The organism is uncultured Phascolarctobacterium sp., assembly GCF_934190775.1.
In the GTDB taxonomy this organism is placed as follows: Bacteria; Bacillota; Negativicutes; order Acidaminococcales; family Acidaminococcaceae; genus Phascolarctobacterium_A.
The window spans coordinates 1-13771 of the sequence record NZ_CAKPTG010000029.1; the positions used below are offsets into that span (position 1 = coordinate 1).

At 44.4% G+C, this 13771-nt stretch carries 11 protein-coding genes; 9 read left to right on the plus strand and 2 right to left on the minus strand.

What is annotated here, in order from left to right; all coding sequences use genetic code 11:
• Positions 1 to 133: 133 nt before the first annotated feature.
• Positions 134 to 1036, minus strand: coding sequence for a LysR family transcriptional regulator (locus Q0G26_RS11155; protein WP_293830660.1), 903 nt, complete (start codon positions 1034 to 1036; stop codon positions 134 to 136).
• Between the two features lie 274 nt (positions 1037 to 1310).
• Here Q0G26_RS11155 and Q0G26_RS11160 point away from each other — a divergent pair, with 274 nt between their 5' ends.
• The 6 genes from Q0G26_RS11160 (at position 1311) to Q0G26_RS11185 (ending at position 8456) form a co-directional block, all read left to right on the plus strand.
• Positions 1311 to 3494 carry a TonB-dependent receptor gene (locus Q0G26_RS11160; protein WP_293830661.1) on the plus strand — a complete coding sequence of 728 codons (2184 nt, stop codon included), beginning with the start codon at positions 1311 to 1313 and terminating at the stop codon, positions 3492 to 3494.
• Between the two features lie 117 nt (positions 3495 to 3611).
• A complete protein-coding gene (locus Q0G26_RS11165) occupies positions 3612 to 4667 on the plus strand; it encodes an iron ABC transporter permease (protein WP_293830662.1) in 1056 nt (351 codons plus the stop codon).
• 2 nt (positions 4668 to 4669) lie between these two features.
• Entirely contained in the window at positions 4670 to 5446 is a 777-nt protein-coding gene (locus Q0G26_RS11170) for an ABC transporter ATP-binding protein (RefSeq protein WP_293830664.1), read from the plus strand.
• A 1-nt stretch (position 5447) separates the two neighbouring features.
• Complete coding sequence (locus tag Q0G26_RS11175) at positions 5448 to 5834, plus strand: CGGC domain-containing protein (RefSeq protein WP_210683849.1); 387 nt, start codon at positions 5448 to 5450, stop codon at positions 5832 to 5834.
• The gene (locus Q0G26_RS11180) at positions 5827 to 6849 is read left to right on the plus strand and encodes an ABC transporter substrate-binding protein (protein ID WP_293830667.1); all 1023 of its coding nucleotides are present in this window, start codon (positions 5827 to 5829) and stop codon (positions 6847 to 6849) included. The genes Q0G26_RS11175 and Q0G26_RS11180 overlap by 8 nt, the downstream gene beginning before the upstream one ends.
• Before the next feature lie 266 nt (positions 6850 to 7115).
• Positions 7116 to 8456 (plus strand): AAA family ATPase, encoded by a 1341-nt coding sequence (locus Q0G26_RS11185; protein WP_293830669.1) that lies wholly within the window; start codon positions 7116 to 7118, stop codon positions 8454 to 8456.
• 822 nt (positions 8457 to 9278) lie between these two features.
• Here Q0G26_RS11185 and Q0G26_RS11190 read toward each other — a convergent pair.
• Positions 9279 to 10310: an AAA family ATPase gene (locus Q0G26_RS11190; protein ID WP_293830671.1), complete on the minus strand. Its 1032-nt coding sequence runs from the start codon at positions 10308 to 10310 to the stop codon at positions 9279 to 9281.
• Positions 10311 to 10505: 195 nt separating this feature from the next.
• On the opposite strand from Q0G26_RS11190, the gene Q0G26_RS11195 reads away from it, so the two are divergent.
• The 3 genes from Q0G26_RS11195 (at position 10506) to Q0G26_RS11205 (ending at position 13462) form a co-directional block, all read left to right on the plus strand.
• Positions 10506 to 11012 carry a helix-turn-helix transcriptional regulator gene (locus tag Q0G26_RS11195; RefSeq protein WP_293830673.1) on the plus strand — a complete coding sequence of 169 codons (507 nt, stop codon included), beginning with the start codon at positions 10506 to 10508 and terminating at the stop codon, positions 11010 to 11012.
• A gap of 189 nt (positions 11013 to 11201) precedes the next feature.
• Positions 11202 to 11984 carry a DUF805 domain-containing protein gene (locus tag Q0G26_RS11200; RefSeq protein ID WP_293830675.1) on the plus strand — a complete coding sequence of 261 codons (783 nt, stop codon included), beginning with the start codon at positions 11202 to 11204 and terminating at the stop codon, positions 11982 to 11984.
• A 173-nt stretch (positions 11985 to 12157) separates the two neighbouring features.
• Entirely contained in the window at positions 12158 to 13462 is a 1305-nt protein-coding gene (locus Q0G26_RS11205) for a folylpolyglutamate synthase/dihydrofolate synthase family protein (protein WP_293830677.1), read from the plus strand.
• The last annotated feature ends 309 nt before the right edge of the window (positions 13463 to 13771 follow it).

The window sequence follows — 13771 nt, forward strand, 5'->3', positions numbered from 1 at the left end:
AAACCGTACAAACCGTACAAAACCGTACAACCCCTTGCTGCACAAGGCTTTGGGGCTGTACGGTTTTTTATATGTGTACGGTATGGAGCTTAAATAAAAAAAGCTTACAACGGACAGAACGTTGTAAGCTTTTTTAATGGTCCTGCATGAGGCTTGCTATATGCTGAGCGATAGCAGCTATCTTGCGGTTGGGATTATTCTTTTGCCAAAAAATGTTATAGTAAATTTCTACCGGCTCATCATCTGCCAATAGTGGTAATGTCCTGGTGAAATTGCTGAAATAAAAAGGGGCGTCATTATTACTCGTTACCGGCAGGAAGGATTTTACCTTGTCATCAATTACTTTGGTAAGCGCCGTGGGAATATCTCTTGCTATGAAAAAGTTGCCATGAAAGCCCAGGCATTTTGCGTAGTATTCCTGCTCCTGCAAAACGTAATCTCTGTTGGCGATAATAACGCATGTCTGCTCTGCCAAATCGCTGATATGAAGCGCTTTGATTTCCGGTGGGAAAGAATGCTTCGGTAAGCAAATGCATAAATCTGCGATTTCCAAAAGCTCTCCTGCAAGAAAGTCAGCATCAGCTTCACGATCTTCTGTGATAAGCATATCTATTTCTTTGTTTGTAAGCATTGCCAGGAGCTGTTCGTGGTCGCCGTATAATAATTCCAGATGATATGTTTCGCTGTTCTTGTTGAGCATATTGATAACGTTGAGCAGGCGACAGACATTATAACCTGTTTTACAGCCGATGATATAGCTGGGTACCTGGTCAGTTTCCACAAAGTGCTGCATGTTTTGCATTAAATTTTGCACGTCCCCGACTATGCGTTTACAAGGCTCGTAGAACTTTTCTCCTGCCGGTGTAAGACTGAAATTACAATTATTGCGGTTAATAAGCTTTACACCGAGCTCTTTTTCAAGCTGTTTTATCTGTAGAGAGAAGGAGGGCTGAGAGATAAAGCATTGCTTTGCCGCCTCATTGAAGCTTTTACAATATACTGCTGCCAGAAAATATTTCATTTGACGCAAAAGCATAGCCATCCTCCTGTAGTGTATATTAAAATCATCAATACGCGTATAGAATATCTGTATTTGCTAAATACGAAGCATCACGATATAATGTAACAGTACTTGGTACTAATATGCAAAAAAAACACTTAATTAATTAATTATATCACACGCATAGTGTGTTTGCAATGAATACCAAGAGCACTGAGTTTTTGTTGTGTATGAAGCTGATATGTTGCGTAAGGGAAACATGGACACCTTATGTGAAATATACATTTTATATTAGGAGTGAGTATATTTTATGAAGAAAAGACAGGTTGCTTTGGCTGCTGCCATCTGCACGGCATTGACAAGCGTAGGCTTTGTCGGTAATGCCTTTGCTGCAGAAAAAAACGATGATGATTTAATGTCATTCAATCTTGCCGAGATTGTTGTACACGGTCAACGTTATATTGCCGGTGAATTTGTCCGTGCAACATCTAATGTGGGTATTTTGGGCGAGCAGGACGCTATGAAGAGTCCTATCAGCACAACCACCATTTCCGAAAAGGCTGTTGGCTCTTTCTTATCCTCTACCGAAGGCTTGAGCAAAACCCTGAGCCTTGTTCCTTCTGTTGTCAAAACCTATGATGCAGCAGTAGACTGCGTTTCTATCAGAGGCTTTGCTGATGATGGCCGTGGCTTTGTTATCAACGGCGTTCCCGGTATGCAGGCTATGACTCGTCAATCCAGCAACTACATTGAATCTGTTGATGTTATCGAAGGCCCGGCAACCGGTATTAACGGCTCCGGTATGGCTAATCGTTCCGGCGGTACTATCAGCATCAATAGCAAAAAGGCTTTAAAGGATGAGGATACACGTAAGATTGGTATCAAATATCATTCCAAAGGCGCACATGAGGAATATATCGATTTTGGTACGCGCTTAGGCGAAGATAAAAGCTATGGCGTGCGTATTAATGCCAGCAATACTAATGGCGAGCGTTCTATTGAAAACTGGAACCTGAAACAGAAAAATATTTATATCAACCTGGATCAGGAAACCACAAACAGCAAGACTAACTTTATGTTTGGCTATACTGATACTGACAGCCAGGGCAGACCTTATGGTTTAACTGTTAAAAAAGATTCTAAAAATCCTGATGATAACTATAGTGGCAATGCTTTGCCGAGTGCTCCTGACGGAAAAATCAATACAAATCCATCTTGGCGTCGTGATAAAAATACTAACCTTGTTATGACCTTAAATCATGAACAGAAAATCAATGACCATTTAAAGGCTTTCTTGAACGCTGGTCATTTTAAACAGGATTGGTATTACTATACTGGCTTCAGCAAGACATTATTAAATGAAGCCGGTAAGTTTACAGCAACCTCCGATAACTATTCTCTGCTGGAGAAACGTGATTATGCCCAAATCGGCTTGAAGGGCGATTTTACAACCGGTGATCTGAAGCACGAATGGGTAGCCGGTGTTGACAGAATGTGGCACTATTATGGTGGACCTGATATGATTAATGACTTTAAAGAAGAGTCTGGCTGGACCGGTAATATTTATCATCCCAATACTGGCAGCTTTGCTCCGCCGACCTTTGGCCAAGCTGATGCCTTCTACGATACTCATGCACGTATCAGCGGCTGGTCTGTGATGGACTCTATTACCACTGGTAATGAGAAGCTGAATATTCTGGTTGGCCTGAACGGTAAGTCTATCGCTAAGGATTACTATATGCCGGATGGTTCTCATGATGCAAAAAGCGGCAATTTCCATGCTGTATCTCCGAGCTATGGCATCAACTACACCTTTGATCCTCGTGTAGCTGTATATGCAAATCATACTGAAGAGTTTGTTGAAGGAAAGTTGGTTGGTTCTGACTATCAAAATCAAGGAACTACTTTAGATCCGTACAAAACCAAGCAAAATGAAATCGGTGTGAAGTTCAAAACCGGTGATTTCTTCCATAAGGTAAGCTATTTCGATATTAAGAAAGCCAACGGTGTAGAGGTTAACAAGCCTGGCTTCAGCAAACCTTTCCTGCTTGCTGATGGCGAAGCTAGACACAAGGGTTTCGAATACACAGCAACCGGCACTTTGGCAGAAAAATGGAACCTGATTGGCGGTTTCATGCACTTGAATGCTAAACAAAAAACTGCTAAAGTAGAAACCAATGGCAAGCGTCCGAACGGCGTGCCTGAATGGAGCGCAAACCTTGGCGTAGAATATAAGGCTTCCGATGATTTCTCTGTCTTGATGCGTGGCAACTATGTAGGTTCGTCCTATGTCCTTGATGAAAAATATGGCGTTCCCAGCTACTTTACCATGGATGCAGGTGTAAATTATAAAACTTCTCTTAACAGCACACCTGTAACCTTAAGAGCAATGTGCTATAATGTTACTGACAAAAAGTATTGGGCACCTAGCGGCAACGTGCTGCATTCCGGTGGTCCGAGAACCTTTATGCTCTCCGCTGAATTTGATATCTAATTAAATTCAGTTCATATACTCAAACATCTCATACATCATCAAAAAAATTACCAGGTACGCTCATTAATTTTAATGAGCGTACTTTGGTATCTCTTTATAAGATTAAGGAATTTTAAGATGCTTAACTTTTTCAAACAAATAGAAGGCATATACGTAAGTGCTTTTTTGCTGCTGGTCTTAATAGTGGTTATGTTTTTGGCACTTGCTGTCGGCACGGTAAAAATACCCTTGGAGCAGATTTACGCAGCAATCGTCAATCAGCTGCAGAGCGGCACTTCGCTTGACGGTGCACTCAAAGGCTCTGTGCATGATATCATCTGGCAGCTGCGCCTGCCACGAATCGTCTTGGCTGTAGCAGTTGGCGCAGGCTTGGCGAGCAGTGGTGTCATTATGCAGGCCATTGTTAAAAATCCTTTGGCGGATCCTTATATTTTAGGTATTTCCTCCGGTGCTTCCTTGGGAGCAACGGCGGCTATCCTTTTGGGGATAGGAGCATTCATGGGGGAAAACTTTATCGGCCTGGCAGCCTTTGCCGGTGCATTTGCTATTTCACTGCTGGTATTATTTATTTCTAACCTGGGCGGACGCAGCAATTCGGTCAAGCTTTTGCTGGCAGGTATGGCGCTCAGTGCTGTGTGCAGCGCTTTTTCCAGCTTCATTGTTTACTTTGCCAACAACAAGGAGGGTATGCAGACCATCGCCTATTGGATGATGGGTAGCTTTTCCGGAGCCAAGTGGGATAATTTGATAGTTATTGTGCCGATAGTAGTTGTTGCTGTACTGTTCTTCTGGAGCCAGAGCCGTATTTTGAACCTGATGCTTTTGGGTGACGAATCGGCGCTGACCTTGGGTACGGATTTACATATCTACAGGCAGTTTTATCTTTTAATCAGCTCGATTATTGTCGGCTTCGTTGTCTATGCTGCCGGTACTGTCGGCTTTGTGGGTTTGATAGTTCCGCACGTTATCAGAATGCTGGTGGGTACAGATCATAAAAAGCTTATCCCGGTGACTGCTTTAGCCGGTGCAATTTTTTTAGTTGTAGCTGATACGCTTTGCCGTATCCTGATTCCCGGAGCAGAGCTGCCGATTGGTATTCTTGTAGCGATGATTGGTGCTCCCTGCTTTGTTTATCTGATGGTAAAACGCACCTATGGCTTTGGAGGTAACTGATTGTGGAAATATTAGCTGAAGCAGTCAAAATGTTTGTGGGCAACAAGGAAATTCTGAAGGGAATTGATTTTTCTTTACATAATAAGGAGTTTCTTGGTATTATAGGACCGAACGGCAGTGGCAAAAGTACCTTTTTGAAATGCGTTTATCGTGTGCAGAAGCCTACCAGCGGTGATATTTATTTTGACGGGCAGCATTTGGACGAGCTTTCTTATCGCGAATCTGCCTTAAAGCTGGCGGTTGTTGCTCAGCATAATTTTTATAGCTTTGATTTTTCTGTTCTGGATGTAGTGCTTATGGGGCGTTCGCCACATAAAAAAATGCTGGAGCGTGATAATCTGGAGGATTTTAAAATTGCCAGAAGCGCTTTGGCCAGAGTGGGGATGGCAAGCTTTGAAAAGCGCATGTTCTCTACGCTGAGCGGTGGTGAGCAGCAGCGAGTTATTCTGGCGAGAGCGTTGGCGCAGCAGACAGAATGCCTGGTTTTGGACGAGCCGACGAATCATCTGGACATTAAATATCAGCTGGAAATAATGGATATCGTAAAAAGCTTAAATGCTACCGTAGTGGCAGCCATTCATGATTTGAATATCGCTGCTATGTACTGCGACAGACTGATAGCTATCAGGAACGGTCTGGTAGTAGGTGTAGGAACACCACAGGAATTATTGACAGAAGAATTCATTTATGATATGTATAATGTACATAGTAAAGTAGCTTACGATGCAGAATCAGGACGCATGAATATTGTTTATCTGCCGAAGCATTGGAGGGAATAAAGTGAAAAAAATTGTTATATTACATTGCCTGCGCTCAGAAGAAAATTGTACCGGAGCGGCCTGCTTCCAGGCGTTTAATGAGCGCTCCTGCCAGTTTGCGCGTTATGGTGATGAGGAAATCCAGCTGGTGGCGTTTATGACCTGCAATGGCTGCCGTAAAATTACCTTGGGCGATAGCAGTGGCTTAGAGGAAAAGATTGAAAGAATTTTAAGTATCAAGCCTGATGTTATTCATGTTGGCATTTGCTGCAAGACGCGTACTGATGATAACGAGTATTGTCCGGAAGCCTTGCGATTGGTTGATATTTTCCATAACCATGGTATAGAAATCGTTTGGGGAACACATTCCGATGCTACCAGGCACCCGAGGAAGTTTACTTATGAATAAACGCTTTACCTTGGTTTCTTTGGCTATAGTACTTGGTATTTGTGCATTCATATATTTTACGCAGACACAGGCGTTTAACGCTAACCGTCCTGTTGCGCATGCTCAATCAGCCTATGGCGTAAGAGCTGTAAAAAATGTCAGAGTGCAGAATTATAATGCCTTGGGTGAAAATGTTTCTTATTATGACAAGGTGCCGCAAAGAGTCATCGCTGTTGGTGAGCAGATTAATGAAACCTTGGTAGCCTTAGGCATGGAGCAGAATATTATCTGCCCGGTGCGTTACGGCAATCCCTTTTATACGCCTGAACCACAGTATGCTGCAGGATATAACAGAATCAAGTTTCAGCGCAATGTTGTCCTGAATATGGAGAACGTTTTATCCATGCAGCCTGATCTGATTATTTCCGGACAGGTGCTTTATGCGGATAAGGCGCTCAAAAGCACGGATTTCTGGAATAAGCGTGGTATTCATACCTATGTCTCCACCAATGCCAATTCTCCTACATCGCATAATAAAAAGGAGACCTTGGAGCAGGAATGTGATTTTATTTTGGGGTTAGGCACAATATTTGACAAGGAAAAGGAAGCGAAGAAAATTGTTGCCGAAATGCAGCAGGATATCGCTGTGGTCAGAGAAAAAACGCAGAATATGCCCAAGCCCAAGGTTATGATTATCGAAATGCTGGGCAAAAACATTGTTGCCTATGATTCGACCAAGCTGGCAGGCGATATTTGTGTTAAATTAGGTGCTGATGTCCCCAGCTTTTCTTCAGGAACGATAGGACTGGAAACTATTATCGAAGAGAACCCTGACGTGCTTTTTGTTGTGAAGAGTGGCGGTGATCCTGAGCAGGCTGCGGATTTTTTCCGTCAGCATCCGGGACTGCAATCACTTAAGGTTGTCCGTGAAGGCAAGGTATATGGTATATCCTTGAATTATACGTATAACAGTGCTATCAAAACAGGCGAAGGCATTAAAAAATTTGCTCATGGTATGTATCCGGAGCTGTTCTAAAAGATGAAACCGTACAACCCCTTGCCACACAAGGATTGGGGGCTGTACGGCTTTTTGCATGTGTACGGTATTGAGCTGGCGAATTTTAAAATATCCTCATGAAATTGTAGTGAACACCACAAAATATCCTCATGAAATTGTAACGAACGCTCTAAAATAGGCTCATGAAATTGTTGTCAGCACCCAGAAATAGGCTCATTTTTTGTTGAAGGAGTATTACATACGTTGTATAATAGAAAAAAAGAGCACCAAAGGAGGGTGATTTTATGGCTTATCTGGAGCGAAAAATAGATACCTATCTGATGCAGTGGAAGCAGGAAAAGGACCATAAGCCGCTGATTGTTAAAGGTCCTCGTCAGGTTGGTAAAACTGAATCTGTCAGACGTTTTGCTGAAGCCAATTACGAGCATGTCATTTACATAAATTTTGTTGAAGAACCCAAGTATAAGATGATTACTGCTGATGGCTATAATACAGATGCGATTATCAAAAATATTTCCTTGCTGGATACAAGTAAAATATTCGAGCCGCAGAAAACAATTATCTTCTTTGATGAATTACAGGATTTTCCTGAAATTGCTACAGCGTTAAAATTTTTTAAGCTTGATGGACGTTTTGATGTTATCTGCAGTGGTTCAATGCTCGGCATCAATTACAAAAGGATTGAAAGCAACAGTGTAGGCTATAAAACAGATTACGAAATGTATTCCCTGGATTTTGAGGAATTTTTATGGGCCAAGGGACATCAAAAATCTGTACGCAACAGCTTTTTAGAGCATATGCGTACGCTTATACCTTTTAGTGAGGTCGAAATGCAGGTGTTCATGCAATTATTTACCGAGTACTGCATTTTAGGTGGCATGCCTGCTGTGGTGCGCGAATACATAGAGCAGGGAACCTTTGCAGGTTCGCTGGAAACGCAAAGGCAGCTGTTGGCGGATTACGAAGAGGATATACGTAAGTATGCCGATGGTATGGACCAGACGCGCATCTTGAATGTATTTAAGCATATACCTGTACAGCTGGCGAAGGATAATAAAAAGTTTCAGATAACCAAGGTAGCTAGGGGGGCACGCTTTAAGGATTATCGTGGCTGTATAGAATGGCTGTGTGATGCAGGGATTATTAATGCCTGCTACTGCCTGTCTTTTCCGGAGCTGCCGCTGAAGGGCAATTATGATGAAACGAAATATAAGCTGTATATGGCTGACACCGGTCTGTTGGTGGCTATGCTTGATGATGAGGCGCAGGAGGATTTGCGTGCCTATAAAAATTTAGGCGTCTATAAGGGTGCGTTGTATGAAAATATTGCAGCAGAGGCGTTAAAAAAAGCCGGCTGTGGTTTGTATTATTATAAAAAGGATGATTCTACGCTGGAAGAAGATTTCTTTATGCGTACTGCTGACAAGCTTGTGCCGGTTGAGGTGAAAGCGACCAATAACATGGCCCGCTCCTTGAATACCCTGATTAACAGTGATAAGTATCCGGATATAAAATTCGGGATTAAGGTTGTAGGTGGTAATATAGGCTGCAATAATAATGTCTATACGTTTCCTTATTTCTGTACCTTTTTGTTGAAGGAGTATCTGCGTAGCTTTGGCAAGTAGGCCTGCCTAAAATTGTCAAAAGCTTATGTTTGTGCTATTATAAATATAGAAATGGTGCTTCCGATAGACGGTTGCCCTTAAAAACTTTTAGTTATGAAAAATAACCGTCGGTTTGCGAGGCTGGGCGGTTATTTTTTATGGTTAAATAAAAAAGCACGGCGTAAGCCGTGCAAAATTTGTGAAATAAGCTGTGTTCGCTTGTCAAAAGCGTTTATCTGTGTTATTATAAATATAGAAAAGGTGCCGCCGATAGACGGTTGCCCTCAAAAGGTTTAACTAAAAAATAGTCGCTGCTTTTGGTCGAGCTGGGCGGCTATTTTTTTGTGTTTTTATTGATTTCCATACCTAGTTTAATGCAGGCTATGCATAAGCTTATTAAAGCAATAACATCGAGTATATCCATCAGTAACACCTCCCTCTTGTGGGATTTTCAGTGAAACTGAATTGATCACGTCAGAGGGCAACCGCCTACCGTTATGGAAGCACCATAAAAATATTTTACCACAAGAATGAAGAGCGTACAACGAACAAGCTGTGAAGGTTTCGTGTTGTACGCTTTTTGTTTTGCAAGCCGTGCTCCCTGAAAACCGTACAAAACCGTACAAAACCGTACAAACCGTACAATTCCTTGCCACATGCGGCTTTGGGGCTGTACAGTTTGTTTGTATGTGTACGGTATGGAGTTGGCTTAGCTGTAACTGTACTCCTAAATTCTGTGCATTTGCACACTTTTTAGGAGTAGGAAAAGCTATCGGCTGCTGCTTTCAAGCTGTTGCTACAATCGTTACTATAGTTAAATATGAAAACAAGCAGCATTTTTACTTACGCAGTTTGCACCTGCGGCGGCAAATAGCGCAGGTCAATATCTCGGCGGTGGCGCTGGAAGACAATATTATAGGAATCCAGGAGCAGCTGCTTTTTGGTGTTGATTCTGCGTCCCAGGCTATTGTTGGATATCTTATTATAATGCATAGCGTCCAGCAGTCCCTGCGCTGTGCCATGCCAATGGCCGTTGCATTGCTGCACAAAGGCGCTGATTGCTTCCAAAACTTCGTCCGAAGGCTGCAGAAAGCGGCTGGCAGCAGCCCGTTCCAGCATCCAGCGGCAGTGTGTTTGCGAAAAGCTCAGCGAAAGCAGCTGGTCTACAAGGTCGCGGCCGACAATCTCCAGGGAAGCCTTATTATCACCGCGCTGACTTTTGCGCAGCACCATAGCACCGTCCGCCGCACCCAAAAGGCCGTTGGAGCCGGAAATCATCTCAAAGGAGTCTTCTGACTGCTGCTTGCGCGTATGATGTACCAGCAGAAGGCAAATATTATGCTTATCGGCAAATTCCTTCAGCTTAGCGGCACTGCTGTAATCGCGGGCGTAATTACATTTTTCGTCCTGAGCGCTGCGTATTTTTTGCAGGGTGTCAATAATTATCAGGCGCACGTCCGGATACTTTTGCATAAAGGAGCTCAGCTGCTCCTCCAGGCCGTTATCAACGTCCTGCGCACTGACTGCCATATGCAGGTTATCTGCGACCTCCATATCAAACATGCGCACAAGGCGCTGCTGCAGGCGGTAAAACTTATCCTCCAGTGCCAGGTAAAGCACACCGCTTTGTTGTACAGGGTAGTTCCACAGCTGCTCACCGCGGGCAACGTGGTAGGCAAGCTGCGCCATCAGAAACGATTTGCCTATCTTCGGTGCACCTGCCAGAATATACAGCCCCGGATAGAGCAGATCCTGGACAATAGGCTGGAGCATGGGAAACTCCGTGTCATAAAGCTCCGGCATGGAAAGCGTCTGCAGCTCCGGTGCAGCAAGAGAAGCTTGCTTCGGTTGAAATACGTGGTTAATTGTCGTCATAGAAGGACTCCTTTCAAAATATTCTGTTTACTAAAGCAAAAAGCGTTTAGTGGATAATCCTATTATAATAAACATATTACGTTAAGTCAAGAAAAGTAGCAGAAATGTTCTGAAAATAATACGCGAGCTTGCCAACAGATTTATCTGCTACTATACTAAAGATAACAGAATTTGTTTTAGTTGGAGGTGTTTGCTATGGCAGTAAGCAGACGCATAAGCTATTTTCGTCAAAAGCATAATTTGACGCAGAAGCAGCTGGGACTGCTGCTGGGATTTTCGGAATCCACAGCGGAGGTGCGCGTCAACCAGTATGAGCACGGCAACAGGAAGCCGAAGGAGGCAACGCTGGAAAAGCTGGGTGAGATTTTTGGCGTGGACCCTGCAGTGTTCAGGATTCCTGATATTCATAACCGTGCCGGCCTGATGCAGACCTTTTTTGCGTTGGAGGATTATGCAGGCTGGAAGCTTACCAAAGTGGACGGTCGTTTTGCAGTGGTGATTGGCACAGCAACAGCAGGACCGCAGAAGACATTTGACGATTACGTGCTGCAGGAATGGCTGGATATGCAGACGGCGCTGGAGCGGGGTGAAATAACCCGCAAGGAATATGACGAATGGCGTTATCATTATAATGATGCCAGCTTAGAAAAGCATTTAATGGCGACGTATAAGCAGCTGGAAGAATTGCAGAAAGAGGAATAAAACCGTACACCGTAAAAAAACCGTACAGGCGCAAAGCCTTACAGCATGGGACTTTGTACGGTTTGTACAGTTTTGTACGGTTTTGGAGGAGCACAGGCGCTGTATGCTTTTTATTTTATTGCCAGGGGCACATTTTCTTGAATTACAGTGCTGCTTGCGTTACAATAAAAGAAAAAGGAGGCGGTAAAGATGGCTAAATTCTGTACTAATTGCGGGAGTGAGTTGAATCCCGGTACTAAGTTTTGTGTGAACTGCGGCCAGAAGGTGGAGCAGGAGCAAAATCCGCAGGCAGGAGCTGGAGCTGCTACTGTTGCCGGTGTTGCAGCCGGTGCTGCCAGCAATGCTGATATAAGCTATAAAAAGAGTATTAATGACAGCCCTAAGCAAGAGGGTTTTGCTGCCAATGCTCAAGAAAATGTACATACTGACGCTAATGCTGATGGCAATCCTAAGGTTAATCCTGATTCTGATGAATTTAAGCATACAAATGCTGCCGGTGCAGCTGACACCGATGCGTATAGCGCTCAGGCAGCACCCAAAGCAGGCAAGAAGTTTTTGAACCTGGGCGAGGGGCTGAACCTGCTGTTTAAGGACAGCAGTGCGGATAAGGAAGCAGTTTTCAAGGAGCTGTTCTTTACGTCTAAAGGACGCTTGAACCGTAAGTCTTATATCTACAGAAGCATTTTCCTGTCATTAGTGCTTTGTGTTGTGCAGGGTGTTTTGACATTTGCGGCTAATACCATAGGTGCGCTTGAGCTTTTGTTTGCAGTTGTTGCTTTCGGATTCAGCTTATTTGGCTTCGTTTCTAATATTATGATGGGTGTACGTCGCTTGCATGATTTGGATTTGAGCGGCTGGTGGATGCTGCTTTTGTGCGTACCGCTGATTAACCTTTTCTTTGCGATTTATATTTACTTCTTCAAGGGAACTGAGGGACCTAACCAATATGGAGATGACCCCTTGCAGTCGTAGTACTGCCTTGGCAGCTATAAGCTACTATATATAATATGTAAGTATTTCGCTCAGCAAAATAGTCGCTCGTTCTTGTGACGCAGCGGCTATTTTTGCGCTTTTTCGCAAGACGCGGCGCGCTAAACTATGTTATAATAAACTGTTAGTTAATTATTGATGGAGGCGTAAGCACAATGAATTATACAGAAAGCCTGGCATATCTGGACAGCCTGGGCAAATTTGGCATTAAGCTCGGTATGGAGCGTATTGAAGGACTTTTGCGTGAGCTGGGCAACCCGGAGCAAAAGATTAAAACAGTGCATGTAACCGGCACTAACGGCAAAGGCTCTGTTACCAGCATGATTACGAATATTTTGCTGGCAGCCAACCTGAAGGTTGGTAAGTTTACTTCGCCGCATCTGGTGAAGTACAACGAGCGCATCAACCTCAACGGCAAGGATATCAGCGACGAGGATTTTGCGACGGCGATTACTGCGGTAAAGGTTGCTGCCGACAGTGTTGTCAAAAAGGGCGTCTGCGAGCAGCCGACGCAGTTTGAGATTTTGACGGCTGCAGCGTTTTTGTATTTTTACCTGCAGAAGGTGGATTACGCTGTTATAGAGGTAGGCATGGGCGGCCTGTGGGATTCCACCAACGTGATTACACCGGTGGTCAGCGTTATTACCAATGTTGCGCTGGACCATACCGACCGCTGCGGCAAAACGCTGGAGCGCATTGCTATGCAAAAGGCCGGTATTATCAAGGAAAAGGTGCCTCTGGTTACTGCAGCCGAGGGCAATGAAGCGCTTGGTCCTATTGTCAGCCTGGCTATGTTTAAGGAAGCGCCGGTTTATCTTTATGGCAAGGCTTTTCATGGTACGGAGGTCAAAAGCTCGATGGAGGGCCAGACCTTTACGCTGCATGCAGGTGATTTCTATCATTCTGATTATGAAATCAAGCTGCCGGGAGAGCACCAGATTAAGAATACCAGCGTAGCGATTGTTGCTGCCAAGCTGGTAAGCAAGCAGGATGACCGCATTAACGAGCTGGCGCTGCATGTGGGCGTGGCCAACACCATTTGGCCGGGACGCTTGGAGCGCATTCACAAGAATCCGGATATTATTCTGGACGGTGCGCATAATCCTGACGGCGCTAAGGCTCTGCGCAATGCTTTGGATAAATACTATCCCGGCAAGCAGGTGCAGTTTGTCTTTGGCATGATGGGCGATAAGGATATGAGCGGTGTTATCAAAATGCTGATTAAGCAGGACGATGTTGTTTATACTGTGCGTGCCGATGAGGGGGCGCGTGCTGCAGAGGCTGCCGACCTGGCGAAGCTGGTGGGCAGCAATGCTGTGGCGGAGGCTGATCTTGCTACGGCGTATGATGCTGCTATCCGCGGGGCAGGCACTGACGGTGTTGTGTGCGTTTGCGGCAGCCTGTATCTGGTAGGCGAGTTTAAGAAGATGCTGCTGGCGGATAAGCGTGCGATGAACTGAAAGCGATATTGAGGTTTATTGACTTCGGTAACGAGTATCTGCGTCGCAATTAAATATCGTTCCAGTCAGAAGCAATTTTCCCGTGCCTTAGGGCACAACGCAAATTTCGTGTGGAACCAGGACGAAGCTTCGGTAAAATTTGACAGACGGTAAGAGAAAGTTACGTACCCTTGCTTCTATGGTTCCGGACACTCATTTGCTAAAATTGCTATTCCTTACACGATATATTAATTGCTCGTTAAGGCTGTTTGCTAACCTTCTTGCCTGCCCCTCGGGGAAGGTGCCGAGCGTAGCGAGGCGGAAGGGGGC

Coding starts and splice junctions, on each gene's coding strand:
- Q0G26_RS11155 (WP_293830660.1), bottom strand. CDS start 1,036: ATGCTTTTGCGTCAAATGAAATATTTTCTGGCAGCAGTATATTGTAAA.
- Q0G26_RS11160 (WP_293830661.1), top strand. CDS start 1,311: ATGAAGAAAAGACAGGTTGCTTTGGCTGCTGCCATCTGCACGGCATTG.
- Q0G26_RS11165 (WP_293830662.1), top strand. CDS start 3,612: ATGCTTAACTTTTTCAAACAAATAGAAGGCATATACGTAAGTGCTTTT.
- Q0G26_RS11180 (WP_293830667.1), top strand. CDS start 5,827: ATGAATAAACGCTTTACCTTGGTTTCTTTGGCTATAGTACTTGGTATT.
- Q0G26_RS11185 (WP_293830669.1), top strand. CDS start 7,116: ATGGCTTATCTGGAGCGAAAAATAGATACCTATCTGATGCAGTGGAAG.
- Q0G26_RS11190 (WP_293830671.1), bottom strand. CDS start 10,310: ATGACGACAATTAACCACGTATTTCAACCGAAGCAAGCTTCTCTTGCT.
- Q0G26_RS11195 (WP_293830673.1), top strand. CDS start 10,506: ATGGCAGTAAGCAGACGCATAAGCTATTTTCGTCAAAAGCATAATTTG.
- Q0G26_RS11200 (WP_293830675.1), top strand. CDS start 11,202: ATGGCTAAATTCTGTACTAATTGCGGGAGTGAGTTGAATCCCGGTACT.
- Q0G26_RS11205 (WP_293830677.1), top strand. CDS start 12,158: ATGAATTATACAGAAAGCCTGGCATATCTGGACAGCCTGGGCAAATTT.